Origin of the sequence: Shimia aestuarii, assembly GCF_900114635.1 — a bacterium.
Taxonomy (GTDB): domain Bacteria; phylum Pseudomonadota; class Alphaproteobacteria; order Rhodobacterales; family Rhodobacteraceae; genus Shimia; species Shimia aestuarii.
In genome coordinates, this window is sequence record NZ_FOTQ01000001.1 from 1170932 (window position 1) to 1188794 (window position 17863).

19 protein-coding genes are annotated in these 17863 nt (G+C 61.7%); 11 read left to right on the forward strand and 8 right to left on the reverse strand.

Features of this window, described 5'->3' with window-relative positions:
• Positions 1-128 precede the first annotated feature (128 nt).
• The gene (locus tag BMZ35_RS05900; RefSeq protein WP_093091777.1) at positions 129-1289 is read right to left on the reverse strand and encodes an acyl-CoA dehydrogenase family protein; all 1161 of its coding nucleotides are present in this window, start codon (positions 1287-1289) and stop codon (positions 129-131) included.
• A gap of 74 nt (positions 1290-1363) precedes the next feature.
• On the opposite strand from BMZ35_RS05900, the gene BMZ35_RS05905 reads away from it, so the two are divergent.
• Positions 1364-2302 (forward strand): GlxA family transcriptional regulator, encoded by a 939-nt coding sequence (locus BMZ35_RS05905; RefSeq protein WP_093091779.1) that lies wholly within the window; start codon positions 1364-1366, stop codon positions 2300-2302.
• Here the strand turns inward: BMZ35_RS05905 and BMZ35_RS05910 are convergent.
• The 3 genes from BMZ35_RS05910 to BMZ35_RS05920 all read right to left on the reverse strand — a co-directional run bounded on the left by BMZ35_RS05910 (position 2299) and on the right by BMZ35_RS05920 (position 4796).
• Positions 2299-3294, reverse strand: a complete 996-nt coding sequence (locus tag BMZ35_RS05910) for a sterol desaturase family protein (protein WP_093091781.1) — start codon at positions 3292-3294, stop codon at positions 2299-2301. The genes BMZ35_RS05905 and BMZ35_RS05910 overlap by 4 nt on opposite strands.
• A 22-nt stretch (positions 3295-3316) precedes the next feature.
• Positions 3317-4072 (reverse strand): class II aldolase and adducin N-terminal domain-containing protein, encoded by a 756-nt coding sequence (locus BMZ35_RS05915; protein ID WP_093091783.1) that lies wholly within the window; start codon positions 4070-4072, stop codon positions 3317-3319.
• A gap of 277 nt (positions 4073-4349) precedes the next feature.
• Positions 4350-4796, reverse strand: coding sequence for a VOC family protein (locus tag BMZ35_RS05920; RefSeq protein WP_423227746.1), 447 nt, complete (start codon positions 4794-4796; stop codon positions 4350-4352).
• 45 nt (positions 4797-4841) lie between these two features.
• On the opposite strand from BMZ35_RS05920, the gene ade reads away from it, so the two are divergent.
• The 4 genes from ade to BMZ35_RS05940 all read left to right on the forward strand — a co-directional run bounded on the left by ade (position 4842) and on the right by BMZ35_RS05940 (position 9126).
• The gene (ade, locus tag BMZ35_RS05925) at positions 4842-6650 is read left to right on the forward strand and encodes an adenine deaminase (RefSeq protein ID WP_093091785.1); all 1809 of its coding nucleotides are present in this window, start codon (positions 4842-4844) and stop codon (positions 6648-6650) included.
• Positions 6647-8125, forward strand: a complete 1479-nt coding sequence (locus tag BMZ35_RS05930) for an AMP nucleosidase (RefSeq protein ID WP_093091787.1) — start codon at positions 6647-6649, stop codon at positions 8123-8125. The genes ade and BMZ35_RS05930 overlap by 4 nt, the downstream gene beginning before the upstream one ends.
• A 133-nt stretch (positions 8126-8258) precedes the next feature.
• A complete protein-coding gene (locus BMZ35_RS05935) occupies positions 8259-8546 on the forward strand; it encodes an HU family DNA-binding protein (RefSeq protein ID WP_058238617.1) in 288 nt (95 codons plus the stop codon).
• Between the two features lie 145 nt (positions 8547-8691).
• A complete protein-coding gene (locus BMZ35_RS05940) occupies positions 8692-9126 on the forward strand; it encodes a CBS domain-containing protein (RefSeq protein WP_165610010.1) in 435 nt (144 codons plus the stop codon).
• A 44-nt stretch (positions 9127-9170) separates the two neighbouring features.
• On the opposite strand, the gene BMZ35_RS05945 is transcribed toward BMZ35_RS05940, so the two are convergent.
• The 3 genes from BMZ35_RS05945 to BMZ35_RS05955 form a co-directional block, all read right to left on the reverse strand.
• Positions 9171-9857, reverse strand: coding sequence for a Crp/Fnr family transcriptional regulator (locus BMZ35_RS05945; RefSeq protein WP_093091791.1), 687 nt, complete (start codon positions 9855-9857; stop codon positions 9171-9173).
• A gap of 194 nt (positions 9858-10051) precedes the next feature.
• The gene (locus tag BMZ35_RS05950; protein ID WP_131814334.1) at positions 10052-10432 is read right to left on the reverse strand and encodes a VOC family protein; all 381 of its coding nucleotides are present in this window, start codon (positions 10430-10432) and stop codon (positions 10052-10054) included.
• Positions 10429-11082, reverse strand: a complete 654-nt coding sequence (locus tag BMZ35_RS05955) for a potassium channel family protein (RefSeq protein ID WP_165610011.1) — start codon at positions 11080-11082, stop codon at positions 10429-10431. Before BMZ35_RS05955 ends, BMZ35_RS05950 begins: the two co-directional genes overlap by 4 nt.
• A gap of 112 nt (positions 11083-11194) precedes the next feature.
• On the opposite strand from BMZ35_RS05955, the gene BMZ35_RS05960 reads away from it, so the two are divergent.
• The 6 genes from BMZ35_RS05960 to BMZ35_RS05985 all read left to right on the forward strand — a co-directional run bounded on the left by BMZ35_RS05960 (position 11195) and on the right by BMZ35_RS05985 (position 16766).
• Positions 11195-12292, forward strand: a complete 1098-nt coding sequence (locus BMZ35_RS05960; RefSeq protein WP_093091795.1) for an AI-2E family transporter — start codon at positions 11195-11197, stop codon at positions 12290-12292.
• Positions 12289-13353: an HlyD family secretion protein gene (locus BMZ35_RS05965; RefSeq protein ID WP_093091797.1), complete on the forward strand. Its 1065-nt coding sequence runs from the start codon at positions 12289-12291 to the stop codon at positions 13351-13353. The genes BMZ35_RS05960 and BMZ35_RS05965 overlap by 4 nt, the downstream gene beginning before the upstream one ends.
• Before the next feature lie 28 nt (positions 13354-13381).
• Positions 13382-14500 (forward strand): DUF2955 domain-containing protein, encoded by a 1119-nt coding sequence (locus BMZ35_RS05970; protein ID WP_165610012.1) that lies wholly within the window; start codon positions 13382-13384, stop codon positions 14498-14500.
• A gap of 189 nt (positions 14501-14689) precedes the next feature.
• On the forward strand, positions 14690-15565 hold the full coding sequence (locus tag BMZ35_RS05975; RefSeq protein WP_093091801.1) for a DMT family transporter: 876 nt from the start codon (positions 14690-14692) through the stop codon (positions 15563-15565).
• 57 nt (positions 15566-15622) lie between these two features.
• A complete protein-coding gene (locus tag BMZ35_RS05980) occupies positions 15623-16336 on the forward strand; it encodes a cytochrome c biogenesis CcdA family protein (RefSeq protein WP_093091803.1) in 714 nt (237 codons plus the stop codon).
• Positions 16337-16355: 19 nt separating this feature from the next.
• Entirely contained in the window at positions 16356-16766 is a 411-nt protein-coding gene (locus BMZ35_RS05985; RefSeq protein WP_093091805.1) for a thioredoxin family protein, read from the forward strand.
• Between the two features lie 118 nt (positions 16767-16884).
• Here BMZ35_RS05985 and BMZ35_RS05990 read toward each other — a convergent pair whose 3' ends face one another.
• Entirely contained in the window at positions 16885-17796 is a 912-nt protein-coding gene (locus BMZ35_RS05990; protein WP_093091807.1) for a LysR substrate-binding domain-containing protein, read from the reverse strand.
• Between the last annotated feature and the right edge of the window lie 67 nt (positions 17797-17863).

Consider the following 17863-nt stretch of genomic DNA (forward strand, 5'->3'; position numbering starts at 1 on the left):
ACCCTCGTGTTTTCTTGGGAGGTGTCTGTTCGGGCGCCTCCCACTCTCCTTCCTTTTGCCGGAAATATCCCGGGGGTGTGGGGGCTGGCCCCCACGGGCAAGTGCGTTCGAAGGACATGTCACCATCGTCATGCCCCCAATGGCCGCAAAAGGTCGCGGCTGATGATGTGGCGCTGGATCTCGCTGGTTCCATCCCAGATTCGCTCCACCCGCGCATCTCGCCAGAACCGCTCCAACGGATAGTCATCCATCAAACCCATCCCACCGTGGACCTGGATCGCGGCGTCCGTCACCCGCGCCAGCATTTCCGAGGCATAAAGCTTTGCTGAGGCGATCTCGCGGTTCGACGGCAATCCCTTGTCGAGCCGATCCGCTGCCGCCAGCGTCAAAAGGTCGGCCGCGTCGATCTCGGTGATCATGTCCGCAATCTGAAACCCGACGCCCTGAAACTTGCCGATCGGTTGGCCAAACTGCTCCCGCTGCGCCGCGTAATCCAAGGCAAAGTCAAACGCCCGCCTCGCGCGCCCCACGCAAAAAGCCGCCACCGTCAGGCGGGTCGCATAGAGCCATTCATTCATCACCGCGAACCCGCCATCCACTTCGCCCAGAACCTGTGCATCCGGCAGGCGGCAGTCATCAAACTCAAGCACCATGTTCTTGTAGCCGCGGTGACTGACGGACTTGTATCCGTCACGAATGGTGAACCCCGGCGTGCCGCGATCGACAAGAAAGGTCGTGATCCGCTTTTTCGGCCCCTTGGGCGTCATGTCTTCCCCGGTGGCGACAAAGACGATCACGAAATCCGCGTGCTCCGCGCCCGAGATGAAGTGCTTGGTGCCGTTGAGCACCCAATCGCCCCCATCCCGCACCGCCGAACATTTCATTCCCCGCACATCCGACCCGGCCCCCGGCTCGGTCATGGCCAGCGCGTCCATCCGCTCGCCGCGCACTGCCGGAAACAGATAGCGCTCTTTCTGTTCGCCCTCGCAGGCCATCAGGATGTTTTGCGGTCGCCCAAAGAAATGGGTAAGCGCCATCGAACCGCGCCCCAATTCCCGCTCCACAAGCGCAAACTCAAGGTGGCTCAACCCCGCGCCCCCGACCTCCTCGGGAAAGTTGCAGGCGTAAAACCCCAACTCGATGGTTTTCTGCTTGATCCGCTGGGCGATCTCTTCGGGCACCTCGCCGCTGCGCTCGACCATGTCCTCATGCGGATAGATCTCGTTTTCCACGAAACTGCGCACGGTGGAGACGATCATCTCCTGCTCTTCATTCAACCCGAACTGCATCACGGCTCTCCCTTTGGAATGGACCCATGGAAATGCGCTTGCGCCAGCTGATCATGCAGAATTAGTGTTTCACCATGCCAGTTTGGGAAAAAACACATGCCGCGCCGCAGAAGATCGGAGTTCTCCTGTTTCAGGGCTTCTCCAACCATTGTCTCGCCAATGCGGTGGAACCCATGCGCGCCGCCAACATGCTGTCGGGTCAACAACTTTACGACTGGACCTTTCTTTCCCTCGATGTCCAGCCCGTTGAAAGCTCAAGCGGTCTCCCGGTCACACCGCACAACCGCCTGAACGCGGCGTCAGGGGACATGTTGATGGTGATGCCCTCCTATGGCTTTCACGGCCACGACGGATGGTCCACCCAGGCCGCCCTGCGCGCAGCCGCCCGGCGGTTCTCAACCCTCACCGCCCTTGATACGGGCAGTTGGCTTCTGGCCCGCGCCGGGCTGCTCGACGGGTACAAGGCTACGATCCACTGGGAAGAACTCACCCCCTTTGCCGAACGGTTCCCCGAGGTCGAAGTGCTGCGCGAACGCTTCGTGATCGACCGGGACCGCATCACCTGTTCCGGGGCGATGGCCGCCTTTGACCTCGTGCTGCATCTCATCGGGCGCGACCACGGTCAGGCGCTCGCCCTCGAAGTGGCGCAGCTTTTCATGACCCGCGACTCGGCGCGCTCACATGGCGGCAGCGTCCCGGCCAGCCGGATCGTCAACCGCGCGCTGGCGCTGATGCAGGAAACACTGGAAGACCCCCTGCCCATCCCAACCCTCGCCCGCCGCGCCGGGGCCACACAGAAGACCCTCGAAACCCGGATGCGGGCCGAACTTGGCGCGCCGCCAGCCACGGTTTATCAACGCATGCGCCTGACGCTGGCCCGCAAACTGGTGGTGGATACCGATCTTGCCGTTTCCGAGATCGCGGTGCGCTGTGGTTACGCCAACCCGGCCGCAATGACCCGCGCCTTTCGCGCCACCTTTGCCACAACACCCCGCGCCCTCAGACAGGGCTAACGTGTATACATCTGCTTCTTATGCGCCCGCGTCCGCTCGGTCCCTGCTGCCGATCCGTCGTGAAACGTGCCGAACCACTTGTCGAACGGGATTTCCGAGGTGCCATAATTGCACTCGAAATAGCGGTGATGCAGTTGGTGAAAGAAATCCCCCGACTTGGCAATCTCGCTGTCCTTGGCAATCAACTTCTCAAACCCGCAATGCGAAAACACCGGGCTCAGCTGCTGAAAATAGACATGAAACATCAGATGCAGCGGATTCGACGGCACCACCAGATGCACGAAGTAGGTCGTGAAGTAGAACATGTTCTCGTACCAGTGGTTCGAGATGCCCGACCATGGCCCGACATTCACGTTGCGATGGTGCACCGCATGCACATGGCGATAGAGCTTGGGATGATGCTCGAGCCGATGCACCCAGTAGAAATGCAGCCCCGACCACATGGGAATCAACGCCATCCAGATCAGGAAAAACACCGGCGCATCGCCAAAAGTGATCACAGGCACCCAGCCATTGGCCATGATCCAGAAGATCAGCCATTGGTAGACCGTCGCCACCGTCATCGCGCTGCCCAACGTCCACCAGATATTGTCGAGCACCTGATTATCAAAGGTAAAGACGCCGTTCTTGCGCGTGAGATCGCGCTTGTCGAATTTCTTCTGCATCCCCTGCCCCTTGCGCATGTAGAGCCACCAATGCAGCCCCCCTGCAACAAGGGTTTGCGGGATCACATTCAACAGCCAGACGCGCAGCATCCAACCCGCCTGAAAGGTCTTCATACTCTCCAGCGGCGGCAGGAACACGGCCCACACGACCAAGGCAAAGGCCAAAGGAACGGTTACGGCGGTTATCATCAACCAAGCGCCGCGATACCAGTCCCAGACCGCGCGCAACCGGATCGGCCACTGGAACAGGGGGTTGAGCCGCACCGGATGCGGCGGGCGATAATGCCAGCGCGCCGCCTCGTCATCAGTTGCAAAATCGCCGGACATGACAGCCCTCCCCAAAATGCGCCTAGCTGGCGTAATCGGACCCTTCGCTGTCCAAAATCGCCTTCAACTCGGCCAGATGGCGCACATCCTGCTCAGGGTACTCTTCCAGCTCCCGCGCCGTCTTCTCGGCCACCTCATCCGACAACACCCTGAGAGGCATCCCCGTCTGCAAGGCGCGGATATAGGTCTCAGCCGCTCGTTCGAAATAATAAAGCCGGTTGAACGTGTCCGCGACACTGCCCCCGATCACCATCACACCATGGTTGCCCATGATCATCGTTTTGACCTTGGGGTCGGTCAAAAGCGCGGCACAGCGCTCTCCCTCATCCTCAAACGCCAACCCGCCATAGCCCTCGTCGATCACGTAGCGATTGAAGAACGTGGCACAGTTCTGGTCGATCGGTGGCAGGCGGCTGTCAGCCAGCGACGCCAGCACCGTGGCAAAGATCGAATGTACATGCATGGCGCAACGCGCATGTGGGCAATGCCGGTGAATACCGCCATGCAGCCCCCAGGCCGTCGGGTCGGGCGCATCCGGTCCTTCAAGCGTCTCGGGATCATTGGCATCCACCAGGATCAGCTCACTCGCCCGCACGCGGGAGAAATGTACCTGGTTCGGGTTCATCAGAAATTTGGTGCCATCCTCGTTCACCGAAAGGCTGAAATGGTTGGCCACACCTTCATGCATGTTGAGCCGCGCCGTCCAACGGAACGCGGCCGCCATATCCACGCGCTCCTGCCAGAATTCCATGTTGGGGCGCAGTTCAGTCACGCTCATCTCTCGTTCTCCCGATATCGTTTCAGCCACCCTGCCCCGGGCCAAGCCGACCTCGCTATCTCAAAAACGACACCTGCATTAAGTAGGGCTCCCGCCATCTTCGGTGCCTGTCGGCACCTGCCAGATGTTGGGCATGGCTCAGCAAGCTGAGCCTTTTTGGGACGGCGCCCCGGGATAGGGTCACGAGAAGGAAGCCCAAACTCCCGACATCTTTCTTTTTCCGGAAATACCCCGGGGGAGTCGCAGCTTGCTGCGGCGGGGGCAGCGCCCCCATTTGTCACAGCGGCCGGCTGGGCACCCACGCATATCCGTTTCCACAAAGCAGGTAACACTCCCGCAGCCCGTGCGGCTTGTCGCTCGGCGCCTGCAAAAGATGCATCCCCACCGACACGCCTTTTTCAGCCGCTTCATCGGGGTCCGTGTCATAAAGGCGGATCTCGATCCCCGCCCCACGTGCCCCGGCTTCGGGCAACAGTCCCAAAAGCGGGTTGGAATGATAGGTGCCGTCACTGTGCAGCTGGAAGACCTGCGCGCCATAGGTGACAATCGCGAAATCCGCCGTCACCTGATGCGTCTTCATCACAAAAACACGCTCCAGTACATCACACAGCGCCTTCACGTCCCGCACCAGAAGATTAAGCCCGATCCCCCTCAGGGAGGCTCCGAATTCCCCGGCCCCGACGGTTTCAAAATCCACCTGAAACACCTTTCGCAAAAGCTTCATGATGGACAACCTTGAACACCCCCCACACTCATGTCAACGTGGGCCATGGAGCGAATACATATCAGAACGTGGGCCGAAACGGCCCCCCGCCTCGTCGCCGTTGCCGCAGGCCGTGACGCCGCGGACACCGTGATCCGCAATGGCCAATGGGTCAACGTGCACACGCGCGAGATCCTTCCCAACAGCGATATTGCCATGGCCGAGGGGCGCATCGCCTATGTCGGCCCCGACGCCTCTCATTGCATTGGCCCCGATACCGAGATCATCGAGGCAACCGGGCGTTTCATGATCCCCGGCCTGTGCGACGCGCATATGCATATCGAGTCGGGCATGCTAACCCCGGCGGAATTTGCCCGCGCCGTGATCCCGCATGGCACCACGTCGATGTTCACCGACCCGCATGAAATCGCGAATGTTCTGGGCCTTGAAGGGGTACGCATGATGCATGACGAGGCGCTGATGCAGCCGGTCAACATCTTCACCCAGATGCCCTCCTGCGCGCCGTCCGCGCCGGGTCTCGAGACCACCGGGTTCGAGATCGGCCCCGAGGATGTGGCCGAGGCAATGCACTGGCCCGGCATCATCGGCTTGGGCGAGATGATGAACTTCCCCGGCGTGGTGAACGGCTCCCAGCAGATGCTGGCCGAGATCGCCGCCACCCAGAACGCAGGCAAAACCGTGGGCGGCCATTATGCCAGCCCCGATCTTGGCCCCGCCTTTCACGCCTATGCCGCGGGCGGTCCGGCGGATGATCACGAAGGCACCTGCGAAGCCGACGCCATCGCCCGTGTGCGCCAAGGTATGCGCTCGATGATGCGTCTGGGCTCGGCGTGGTATGACGTCGAAACCCAGATCACCGCCGTCACCGAAAAAGGGCTCGATCCGCGCAGCTTCATTCTCTGCACCGACGACTGCCATTCCGGCACGCTGGTGCATGACGGGCATATGAACCGCGTGGTGCGCCATGCCATCGCCTGCGGCTGTGATCCGGTGATCGCGCTGCAAATGGCGACGATCAACACCGCCACGCATTTTGGCCTCGAACGCGAACTGGGGTCGATCGCCCCGGGGCGGCGTGCCGACGTGATCCTGACCAGCGACCTGACGACACTGCCCATCGAACATGTCATCGCCCGCGGCCAGACCGTCGCCCGCGACGGCCAGATCACCGTGGATTGCCCGCATTACAACTGGCCCGCCCATGCGCGCCAGACCGTCAATCTCGGCCCGGCGCGGCGCGCATCCGATTTCGAGATCGCAGCCGCAGATGGCGCCACCTCGGTCATCGCCAACGTAATTGGTGTGGTCGAAAATCAGGCGCCAACCAAGGCGCTCACTGCGACGCTGCCCGTTAAAGACGGCATCATAGAAACCGACCCCGCCAATGACATCTGCCAGATCGCCCTTGTCGAACGCCACCGCGCCACCGGCACCACCACCAACGCGCTGGTCTCGGGCTTTGGCTACCAAGGCAAGATGGCGATGGCATCCACAGTGGCCCATGACAGCCACCACATGATCGTGGTTGGCACAGACCGCGAGAACATGGCGCTTGCGGCCAATCGTCTGGGCGAGGTTGGCGGCGGTGTCACCGTCTTCCAGGATGGTCAGGAAATCGCCCTTGTCGAACTGCCCATCGCGGGGTTGATGTCCGACCGGCCCGCGTCCGAGGTTGCCGCCAAGGCGCAAGCCATGGTCGAGGCGATGGAGGCCTGCGGCTGCACCCTCAACAACGCCTATATGCAGCATTCCCTGCTGGCGCTCGTGGTGATCCCCGAATTGCGCATCTCCGATCTTGGCCTTGTCGATGTAACCACATTCGAACTCACCCCAGTGATCAAGGCCGCCGAATGACCCCGCAACAGATTCCCGTCCTGACCCCCGACGTCCCCGCCCCGCGCTCTTATACAAATGCGGCCGAGGCCGTTGGCCGCCTGATCGAGCTTTATGAAACGGCGATTGCCTTTCTTTGCGACCAGTTCCGACATACGCTTGCGCATGGCCCAGAAGGCCACCGCGTCCGCGCCTTTTATCCGGAAATCCGCATAACCACGACCAGCTTTGCCCAGATCGACTCGCGCCTCTCTTATGGCCACGTCGCCGAACCGGGTGTGCATGCGGCGACGATCACCCGGCCCGACCTGTTTCGCAATTACCTCACGCAACAGATCAAGCTCCTGCTCGACAACCACAACGTCCCCGTCACGATCCGCGCTTCGGAAACCCCGATCCCGGTGCATTTCGCCGTCTCCTCGGAAACCGACCTGACCGTGCCACAGGAAGGCGCCACCGCCTTTACCCTGCGCGACATCTTCGACGTGCCGGACCTCTCCACCACCAATGACGACATCGTCAACGGCATGCATGCGCATGATGAAAACAGCGTCGGCCCCCTTGCCCCCTTCACCGCCCAGCGCATCGACTATTCGCTCGCCCGCCTGTCGCACTACACCGCCACCGCGCCCGAGCATTTCCAGAACCACGTCCTGTTCACCAACTACCAGTTCTACGTCACCGAGTTCGAAGCCTATGCCCGCGAGGTTCTGGCCGATCCGAACTCCGGCTATTCCAGCTTTGTCAGCACCGGCAATGTCGAGATCATCGCTCCCGATGCCCCTATCCCGACGGTCGACAAGCAACCCCAGATGCCGACCTATCACCTCAAGCGCCCCGACGGGTCGGGCATCACGCTGGTGAATATCGGCGTCGGCCCGTCCAACGCCAAGACAGCCACCGACCATATCGCCGTGCTGCGCCCCCACGCATGGGTCATGGTCGGCCATTGCGCGGGCTTGCGGAACTCGCAAAGCCTCGGGGATTTTGTCCTCGCCCATGCATACCTGCGCGAGGATCACGTGCTCGATGACGACCTGCCGGTCTGGGTACCGATCCCGGCGCTGGCCGAGGTGCAGATCGCGCTGGAACAGGCGGTGGCCGATGTTACCGACCTCAAGGGCTATGATCTCAAACGCGTCATGCGCACCGGTACCGTCGCCACGATCGACAACCGCAACTGGGAACTCCGGGAACATACCGGCCCGGTGCAGCGCCTGTCCCAGTCCCGCGCCATCGCGCTCGACATGGAAAGCGCCACCATCGCCGCCAACGGCTATCGATTCCGTGTGCCCTATGGCACCCTGCTCTGTGTCAGCGACAAGCCGCTGCATGGCGAATTGAAGCTTCCCGGCATGGCGTCAGACTTCTATAAGACACAGGTGGCGCGTCATCTGATGATCGGAATCCGGGCCATGGAAACCTTGCGCGAAATGCCTCTTGAACGGCTGCACTCGCGCAAATTGCGGTCTTTTGACGAAACCGCCTTCCTTTGACCTAGCGGAAAGTTGCTAAAAACCCCTTAAAAAGATGGTTTTTGGGCACACTACTGATTGTGTTGCCCTACCATATCCCGTTAAATGCGCCACACGAGGCCCAACTACTCGGGCAGACTAATGGAGACCTGAAATGGCGAAACCGATGACCAAGACCCAACTCGTTGCCGCGCTGGCCGAGGAAATGGGCTCTGACAAGAAATCCGCAGGTGCCGCACTCGAAGCCGTTTGCGCCCTGATCACCCGCGAAGTGTCCGCCGGTGGTGCCGTGACCCTGCCGGGCGTTGGCAAGATCTATTGCCGTGAACGCCCCGAGCGCATGGTACGCAACCCTGCGACCGGTGAGCAGATCAAGAAAGAAGCCGACAAGGTGGTGAAAATGACCATCGCCAAGGCGCTGAAAGACAGCGTGAACGGCTAAGCTTTCGCTTGGTATGTTATCGAAAGGGTCGCCCTCGGGCGGCCCTTTCTTTTTGTCGCGCCCCCACGGCGCGCCAGCTGCTTGTCCCCTCGACCTCCGCAGCCCATACTCCCCGCGAACGCGCGCCCCGTCACCCGAGGACAAAATGAGTACGACAACCCTTCGCGCCCTTCTGGCCAACCGCCCGATTCACACGGTTTCCCCCGACACCCCCCTGCGTGAAGTCGCCCTCAAGATGGCGCAACAGCGTGTGGGCGCGGTTGCAGTGACGGCGGGCGGGACACTCAGGGGAATCCTGACCGAACGCGACATCGTGTTTCGCGGCGTCGCGCAGGGGCTTGCCTCGGACACCGCAACGGCGGATCAGGTCATGACTCCGGATCCCGTGACCGTCGATATTGACGATGCCATTTCCGATGCGCTGGCGGCCAAGTTGGGCGATGCCTTTCGTCACCTGCCTGTGATGGAAAACGGCACGCTGGTCGGTATCTTGTCCTTCCGCGACATCCCGGCAGAATACGTGATGATGTTCGAACGCTTCCGCGAGATGTCCTCGGCCCATGCCGACGACGGAGCCTGACACGCCTTGACCCGCGCGACAGCGCCTGCGCCCGTCCCAGCGATCTAGCGTATCGACTGCTGCAGCATCCAATCCCGCAAGGTCGCCGGGTCGTTGATCTCGACCCTGCCGCCTGCGCTGCAAACACCCACGTCTTTCAGCCGGGAAAACGCCCGCGACAGGCTCTCCGGCTTCATGCCCAACATGCCCGCAAGCACGACCTTGCCAAATGGCAGAACAAAGCTGCGAAGCCCGTCATGCTCACCGGATTGTTGCAACAGGAATTCGCCCAGACGTTGTGTCGCGGTCTTGATCTTGAGCCCCTCGATCTGGTTGGTCATGCTGTTCATGTGGATCTGGGCCGCTGACAACACCGCTTGGGACAGTTCCGCCCGCGCGTTTGTACAGGAACAGATGTCGGACAGGTTCAGCATCAGAACCGTGGCATCGGTGATCGCCTCTGCGGAAACGGCGCTTTCCCCGCCAAGCAGCGCAGGCACCTCGTCAAAACTCTGGCCGTGCCCCAGTGTATTAACGACAGCCTCATGCCCCTCTTCGCTGACCCGGAACAGTTTGACCCAGCCGCGCGTGACGATCTTGAGCGTTTCAGCCCTGTCGCCTTGCCAGCTCAGCGTTTCCCCGCGTTTCACGTCACGAGTGCGTGCACGGCTCAACAGGCAGTCGCGCACCTCTGGTGACAGGGCACGCAGCAACTCTATCTTGCAAATGCTATCCGCGCATACCTTCGCCATCCCTGGCCCGACTCCATGTTCAACTTCCAGCGGTAAGCACCCACCTTATTGATGCACGCGGGATGTTGGATTTGAGCTAGATCAAAACTGTGAAATTATTTTGAAGGCATACAAGAAAACGGGATTGCATGGCGCCAATCACATACGCGCTCGTATGGTGCAGGAGCAGTCGTCTTGCAAAGTCGCCCTTCCATTCAAAGAAAGGTCTGCATCTCGATCACATAGCCGTTCGGGTCCCGGCAGAAAAAGCTGTAGATACCAAAACGCTCCATCTTCTCGGGCGCGCGCATGGGTATGGCTCCGGCATCGACCATTCGCTGATACCAAGCGTCCACGGTCGCCACATCCTCGACCAACAGCGTGATCATGCCCCCCTTTGGCTCGACAACACGGTCGTCGAACGCCTCGCATACACCGACAAACGCGCCCGGTGCAGTTTCGAAAATCATGGCCGCCCCGGAGTCCCGGTCAATCCTCAGCCCCAGAACATCGCGGTAAAACGGAATCGTCTGCCCAAGGTCTTCCGCATAGACCCAGGTGATCTGCCCCATGATCCGGCCCGAGGCTCTGCTCACGTCAACCGCCCGACACTGCGCCCGATGAAGATCGCTACGAACATGGTTCCGACAATGGCCTGAAGCCCGGTCAACATGCGCGGCAACTCCGCCGCCGGGGTGATCTCGCCGTAACCGACCGTGGTCATGGTGATCATGCTGAAGTAGAGAAACGGCCCTTGCTGCGCCCCGCTCACCCCGTCGGGCAGGTTGAACGACCCGGGCGCAACAGCTTCGATCCGCCAATAGATCATCCCCCAGATCACCGCCATCAGGAGATAGCTGAACACGCCACTGGCCAGCCGCTCGTATTCCGAATGGGCCGACACAAACAGCTGCCGGAATCCGATCAACATGCTTCCCGCCCACAACACTGCCGCGACACCGGTCAGCAGTACGTCGATCCCGTCGCCCGGCCACAGGTTGTTGGCCAGCATCAGCGCGATCCACACGGCCACGGGCAACATCATCACCGCCCGCAGCCAGGTGTTCCGTTCGATCGCTCCCACAACCCCGAGGAACAGAAAGCTCATGCCGATCTGCGACACGCGTTCCAGGCCATTGAAATGCCCTTCAAGACCGCCAATCGCGACCAGAACAACCAGCAACCCCAACAGGATTGTCCAGCGATGATGATCCATCCAGACAAGGGGGCCCGCATTTTTCTGCATGTTTTCCAATTTCCTGTCCTCAATATGGAATCTCTGTGCCAGACTGCGACAATTGCAGTTGGATATTTTTTCCAACTTACGCGGAAAAAACGGGATTTGGGAAGGGTACGACATGAACCAATCAGATGATCGCCGCATCGTGGACCTCGGCATCCGGCTGGTCTTCTTATGCCTCTTCATCTACGCGGCATTTGTCATCGTGGCGCCGCTGGCCGGTATCGTGATCTGGGCCACCATTCTGGCGGTCGCAGTCTACCCGGTCTACGACTGGCTCGCCCGCCTTCTCGGAGGACGCGGCGGCTGGGCCGCGACGATCATCGTGCTCCTCGGCCTCGCGCTCACAATCGGCCCGCTCTGGGCCTCGGTCGCGGGGCTGGCGCAATTCACCAACGACTGGGCCCATCGCGCCGCCTCTGGTGACCTCAGGCTCCCGCCCCTGCCTGAACGGATCGACAGCTGGGAAATCCTCGGCCCGAAGATCAAGGAGACCTGGGCCCTGTTTGACAACAACCTAGCGCAGGCGGTCGACAAATACGGCTCGGTGATTGTCAATCTTGGAAAAAGCATCGGCGGCATGCTCGCGGGCATCGGCCTCGGGCTTCTCGCCATGGCGTTGTCGGTGGTGGTCATGGGTATGATGCTGCCCGCGGGGCCAAAACTCGGCGGTATGCTGCACAACTTCGGCAACCGCATCTTCGCTCCCAAGGGTGGAGAATTCGTCAGGCTGGCCACCGCCACAGTGCGCAACGTGTCGCGCGGCGTTCTCGGCGTTGCGGCGATCCAGGCGTTTCTCGCAGGCGTCGTCATGTTCCTCTTCGGCATCCAGACGGCCGGCATGCTGGCGATGATCTGCCTTGTGCTCGGCATCGTTCAGGTCGGACCCGGCCCGGTGATCATTCCCGCAATCATCTGGGCCTGGTCGGCCATGTCGCCGGGTATGGCCTTCCTCTTCACCGCGATCATGATCCCGGTGATGATCATGGACAACTTCCTGCGCCCGATCTTCATCGCACGCGGCCTCGACACGCCGATCCTTGTGATCCTTGTCGGCGTCATCGGCGGCGTGCTTTCCGGCGGCATCGTCGGCATCTTTATCGGCCCGGTCATCCTGTCTGTCTTCTACGAACTGGTCATGCTGTGGATGAATGACGGCCAGCCCCTCGTCACGGACGAAACCGAAGCCGCCGAAGCAACCGGAGAAACGCCATGAAGAACGCCTTCTGGACCACGCTGTCCCTGCTGCTCGTGATCCTCGTCTGGTATCTCGCGGCCGACCGGATCACGCCTTTCACCTCGAATGCCCGCGTCAAGGCGGTTCTCACGCCGATCACGCCGCAGGTCTCGGGCACCGTGGTCGAGATCCGCGCCCGCAACGGCCAGATCGTCGAGGCCGGAGAAGTGCTCGCCGTGATCGACCAGCGCAGCTATGAAATCCGCGTCGACGAAGCCCGCGCCGACCTCGCCCGCGCCATGCAAGATGTAGGCGCAGGCTCTGCCGACGTGGAAAGCGCACAGGCCAAACTGTCGCGCGCCAAGGCCGATCTGGAAACCGAGAAACTTCAGGCCTCCCGCGTTTTCGACCTCGAAGCCAAGGGGCTTGTGGCCATTGCCAAGGGCGACGAAGCCCGCCGCCGCTTGTCCGAAGCAGAGGCAGAGGTCGAACGCGCGACCGCCGATCTCGAAAGCATCCGCACCTCACTGGGCAGCACCGGACAGGACAACCCGCGCATTCAAAAGGCGCTGGCGGAACTGGCCGATGCGGAACTCAAGCTGAGCTGGACGACCCTCACCGCCCCGGCACGCGGTGCGCTCTCCGATCTCGATCTTGCCGCCGGCAGCTATGCACGCGCCGGGCAGGATCTGCTCACCTTCCTCGATGCCTCCAATGTCTGGGTCGAGGCCTACATGACCGAAAACAATCTGGGCAACATCAAGATTGGCGACCGGGTGGACGTAGTTCTTGACCGCCATCCGGGCCGCATCATCGAAGGCCGGGTTTCAAGCTATTCCGCCGCTGCCTCCGACGGCACGACAAGCAAACCCGGCCAACCCGCCGCGATCCCGCGCGCCTCGGGCTGGCTGCGCTCACCTCAGAGATTCCCGGTGCGCATCGTTCTGCCGGACTACATGACCGCCGTCGAAACCGACGACGTCCGCTTCTCGCTCAATGGACAGGCCGACGTGATCGTCTACACGGGGGACAACACCTTGCTCAACACCATAGGACGCGCCTATATCCGGGTCGTCTCGTGGTTCTCCTATGCCTACTGAACAAACCCATCAGGCAACCACCGGCCCAATGCCGGACCTGCCAGACGCGGTGCCAGAGCGCCCCGGGCTGTCCCCGGCAGCAAACAGGCGCGGGCTGCGCCTCGCCCTTGGCGCAAGTGCCGCATTCTCGCTGGCCCTTCTGATCGGCTGGCCGCTGGCCACGTTTTCAGCCGTCTTCGTGACCCTGTTCCTGCAAGCTCCCGTTGCCATACCAGCCCGGGCCTTCCGTAGCCTGTTTCAACTGGCGGTCGTCTTGCTCGTGGCGTCCTGGCTGATCGCGTCGGTGCTGTCGCCCTACCCTGTGCCGTTTCTGCTGGCCGTGGCCATGGCGGTGTCGATCAGCTTCCGCTGGGGTGCCACCGGCGCAGGCAAAATGTCGGTCGTGCTGGCGCTGATCGCATCCCTGATGGTACCCAACCTGGTGATCGTTTCCCAGGAACTCACATGGCTTCTCGTGATCTGGCTTCCGATCAATCTCTGTATCGCGTGGCTTTGGACAGTCTTCATGTTCTGGCTGATCCCGCCCGGCGCCATGCCCGCGCCCGCCGCCGAGGCTCCCGGCGGCACCCGGCTCGACCCGGGCCGCCTTGTCCTGCGCATGTCGCTGGTCACGATCCCTTTCGCCGTGCTGTTTTTCTTGTCGGGCAGCGGCATGTTGATCACCCTGTTTTTCGTGGCCATCCTGTCAATGCAACTGGCCGCCGCCCGTGGAGCAGGCCCCACCGTCGCCAAGGGAATGCTCATGGCGAACGTTGTCGGCGGGATTGCTGCCGTGATTGCCTACAATGTCACCGTGATCGCTCCCCTCATGGTGGTGGCGATGCTGGTCATGACACTTGGCGCCGTCACTTTGGCGCGCTGGCTGGTGTCTGATCGCGCGGATTCCGCCCTTGCAGGCAGCGCACTCTCCACCATGATCATTATCTTTGGTGGCGCCATTTCGCCCTTCAGCGGCGATGCCGACGTGAAGATGATCGACCGCCTCTGGCAAATCGGCCTTGCGCTGGCCTTCGTGCTTCTGGCCTATGTCATCGTCGACCGGTTTTTTCCGCTGCATCGCAGCGCCCCTCCCTCCGGAGAAGGCTTCCTGCGCCGCCGTCGCAAAGCACGTCGGGCCGCACGCCGCGCGCAACGGGCGCAGACTTAACCACCCACATCAACAGTTCCGCTACCGACGCAATACCGACGTGGTACCGACGCAATACCGAAGGGCGTTTTTCCCACGAACCCAACCCGTTAACCCCGATTCGCCTCCTCGACCGCACGCAGGGCGTTGCGGCCCACCGCGCGATGTTGTTACATCGCGGCAATTGGTTAACATGTGAGGCGACCAAAAATGGACTTCCGCGCAATCGCCATGGGGCTGTGCTTCGCCTTCCTTTGGTCCTCGGCTTTCACCTCGGCGCGCATCATCGTCGCAGACGCGCCGCCCCTCGCCATCTCCTCGATCCGCTTCGCGATTGCGGGTGTGCTCGGCGTCGCCATTGCCCGCGCCATGGGCCAAAACTGGAACCTGACCCGCGACCAGTGGCGCGCCACGCTGATCTTCGGACTCTGCCAGAATGCGCTCTATCTTGGCCTGAATTTCGTGGCGATGACCACGATCGAAGCCTCCCTTGCCTCGATCATCGCCTCCACCATGCCCCTCATCGTGGCCTTTCTCGGCTGGGCGGCCTTGCGTGAAAAACTCTCGCCTTTGGCCGCCCTGGGCCTCGTGCTCGGCTTTGGCGGCGTGGTGCTGATCATGGGCAGCCGAATGGGTCAAGGCGTTGATCTCTTTGGCCTTATGCTCTGCATCATCGGGGCAATCGCCCTTGCGATTGCCACCCTGTCTGTACGCGGCGCCTCGTCTGGGGGGAACTTGATGATGATCGTCGGCCTGCAGATGTTCGTCGGCGCGGTCGTGCTTTTCATCGTCTCGATCCTGTTCGAAACATGGGAGTTCAACTGGAACTGGCGCATGGGCACGGCCTTTACCTACACGCTGCTTGGTCCCGGTCTTCTGGCCACGTTCATCTGGTTCGCGCTGGTCGCCCGCATCGGTCCGATTAAGGCGGCGACCTTCCACTTCCTCAACCCGTTTTTCGGGGTGGTCGTGGCCGCGATCGTGCTCGGTGAAACGCTTGGCCTGATGGACATCATCGGCGTCGCCATCATCGCGGCGGGCATCCTTGCCGTGCAGCTTTCGAAACAATCCAACACGCCCAAGTGATCTTTCGTCAGCTATCGGCGGGCTGACATTACAATCGACCCTTGGCACAAACATGCCATGGAACTTCTCTTTGCATACGGCGCGGGCTTGCTGACCCTGATCAACCCCTGCGTGGTCCCGGTCCTGCCCATCGTGCTCGCCGGCGCCCTGCAGGCCAGCCGCTATGGCCCGCTGGCCCTCGCCGCCGGGATGAGCCTGTCTTTTGTCCTGCTCGGCATGGCCGTCACCACCTTTGGCTACGCCATCGGCCTCACCCCCGACACCATCGCCCAAGCCGGGGCTGTGCTGATGATGATCTTCGGAGCGATTCTCCTTATCCCGCGGTTTTCAATGGCCTTTTCCACCGCCACCGCCGGTGTCGCCGCCCGCGCCGGCAGCAACATGGACGTACTTGACCAAACGTCCTTGCGCGGCCAGTTCCTCGGCGGCCTGCTGCTTGGCGCGGTCTGGAGCCCCTGCGTCGGACCCACCCTCGGCGGCGCCATCTCTCTGGCCAGCCAGGGCGAAAGCCTCGGACGCGCCGCCATGATCATGGTGTTCTTTGCCCTTGGCGTTTCCACCCTGATCCTCGGCCTCGGCTACGGCGCCCGCTCGGCTTTGCAGTCCCGCCAGGCACTCATGCGCAGCCTCGCCACCAAGGCCCGCCCGGCCATGGGCGTCATCTTCCTCGCCACCGGACTGGCGCTTTTCTTCAACCTGCACCACGCGATCGAAGCCTGGATGGTCAACGCCCTGCCCGCCTGGCTGATCGACCTTTCCGTATCCCTCTGACTTTCAAAGGAGCCCCCCAATGAACCGCCGCGACTTCCTGATCCTTTCCGCAGCCGCAACGGCCCTGCCCATGGCCGCTCATGCCGCCCCACTCGACTACACGCCCGGCCTCGTCAAAAAGCACCTCGCCAAGGGCGATACCGTGTTTCTCGACTTCAAGGCCAGCTGGTGCTCGACCTGCGCCGCACAGGAACGCGTGATCAACGCGCTCAAAGCCGAAAACCCCGACTACGAAGCCAACATCACATTCATCAATGTCGACTGGGACGACTACGGCAAATCCGACATCGTGAAATCGATGAAAATCCCGCGCCGCTCCACCCTCGTTGTCCTCAAGGGCGATCAGGAACTGGGCCGTATCGTGGCTGGCACGTCCAAAGGGCAAATCAAGCAGCTGATGGACGCCGCCCTCGGCGCAGCCACCGCCTAGGTCTTTCTTTTTCCGAAAATACCCCGGGGGGTGAGCGCCGTCTCGGAAACGGTCCGGTGGACCGTTTCAGGCGTGAACGGGCGGAGCCCTGGCTTCACAGCGACGGGCGCCGCGCCCCCTATCCCCCCTCGCGGGCCTGCGCCAAGACCCAATCGCGCACCCGTTCTGCCTGCGGGATGAGGGGCGTGCGCCGCGACCAGACAAGGTAAAACCCCGCCCCGGTCTCCCATCCCCAATCGGTGCGCCCTTGCAAAAGCCCTTGGGAAATCAGCCCCTTGGTGACATGCTGCCAGCCAAAGGCAAACCCCTCCCCGGCCATCGCCGCCTGTAACACCAGCGCATAATCATTCAGCCGCAGCCCGGCCTTCGGAGCCCTGTCACGCACGCCATGATGCGCAAACCAATCCCCCCAGTTGGGGCGCTCCCGCACCGGTTCCTCAAGATGGATTAACCGCTCCTGAAACAAGTCGGACACCTGCCAAAGCCCCTTGGCCTGTGACATGACCACCGGGCTGGCAATCGGAAAAATCACCTCGCGCGCGATAAGCTCAGCATGACAATCGGTCCACTGCCCATAGCCTCGCCGAACCCCAAGGCTAATCCCCTCGGCATCAATGTCCGGCTCCCGGTCACTGGTCTGCAAGCGCAGGTCAATATCCGGATGTACGCCATGCAGAACCTGCAAACGCGGCACCATCCAGTAATAGGCAAAGGCCGTCGAAACAGAGAGCGTGACATGGTCCTTCTGGCCCCTCTGGTGGACCGCCCGCGCCGAAGTCAGCACCCTTTCCAGCGCCTGTGATACATCCGCAAACAACCGCTCGCCCGCCGGGGTCAACGTCACCTGCCGATGCGCCCTTTGAAAAAGCTGCACCCCCAAAGACGCCTCCATTTGCCGGATCGCAGCGCTGACGGCGGGTTGCTGCACGTTCAGCTCTCCGGCAGCGCGGGTGAATGATCCGTGCCGTGCGGCGGCTTCAAAAAAGATCAGGTGGCGCGGCGACGTCACCAGTTTCCAGAGTTCCTGCATAACTCAGGCTTATCCAAAACCATGCACAATTCAAGGATCACAGAGAGGTTCCGCCGCCCTAGCATTT

Coding starts and splice junctions, on each gene's coding strand:
- BMZ35_RS05900 (WP_093091777.1), bottom strand. CDS start 1,289: ATGCAGTTCGGGTTGAATGAAGAGCAGGAGATGATCGTCTCCACCGTG.
- BMZ35_RS05905 (WP_093091779.1), top strand. CDS start 1,364: ATGCCAGTTTGGGAAAAAACACATGCCGCGCCGCAGAAGATCGGAGTT.
- BMZ35_RS05910 (WP_093091781.1), bottom strand. CDS start 3,294: ATGTCCGGCGATTTTGCAACTGATGACGAGGCGGCGCGCTGGCATTAT.
- BMZ35_RS05915 (WP_093091783.1), bottom strand. CDS start 4,072: ATGAGCGTGACTGAACTGCGCCCCAACATGGAATTCTGGCAGGAGCGC.
- BMZ35_RS05920 (WP_423227746.1), bottom strand. CDS start 4,796: ATGAAGCTTTTGCGAAAGGTGTTTCAGGTGGATTTTGAAACCGTCGGG.
- ade (WP_093091785.1), top strand. CDS start 4,842: ATGGAGCGAATACATATCAGAACGTGGGCCGAAACGGCCCCCCGCCTC.
- BMZ35_RS05930 (WP_093091787.1), top strand. CDS start 6,647: ATGACCCCGCAACAGATTCCCGTCCTGACCCCCGACGTCCCCGCCCCG.
- BMZ35_RS05935 (WP_058238617.1), top strand. CDS start 8,259: ATGGCGAAACCGATGACCAAGACCCAACTCGTTGCCGCGCTGGCCGAG.
- BMZ35_RS05940 (WP_165610010.1), top strand. CDS start 8,692: ATGAGTACGACAACCCTTCGCGCCCTTCTGGCCAACCGCCCGATTCAC.
- BMZ35_RS05945 (WP_093091791.1), bottom strand. CDS start 9,857: ATGGCGAAGGTATGCGCGGATAGCATTTGCAAGATAGAGTTGCTGCGT.
- BMZ35_RS05955 (WP_165610011.1), bottom strand. CDS start 11,082: ATGCAGAAAAATGCGGGCCCCCTTGTCTGGATGGATCATCATCGCTGG.
- BMZ35_RS05960 (WP_093091795.1), top strand. CDS start 11,195: ATGAACCAATCAGATGATCGCCGCATCGTGGACCTCGGCATCCGGCTG.
- BMZ35_RS05965 (WP_093091797.1), top strand. CDS start 12,289: ATGAAGAACGCCTTCTGGACCACGCTGTCCCTGCTGCTCGTGATCCTC.
- BMZ35_RS05970 (WP_165610012.1), top strand. CDS start 13,382: ATGCCGGACCTGCCAGACGCGGTGCCAGAGCGCCCCGGGCTGTCCCCG.
- BMZ35_RS05975 (WP_093091801.1), top strand. CDS start 14,690: ATGGACTTCCGCGCAATCGCCATGGGGCTGTGCTTCGCCTTCCTTTGG.
- BMZ35_RS05980 (WP_093091803.1), top strand. CDS start 15,623: ATGGAACTTCTCTTTGCATACGGCGCGGGCTTGCTGACCCTGATCAAC.
- BMZ35_RS05985 (WP_093091805.1), top strand. CDS start 16,356: ATGAACCGCCGCGACTTCCTGATCCTTTCCGCAGCCGCAACGGCCCTG.
- BMZ35_RS05990 (WP_093091807.1), bottom strand. CDS start 17,796: ATGCAGGAACTCTGGAAACTGGTGACGTCGCCGCGCCACCTGATCTTT.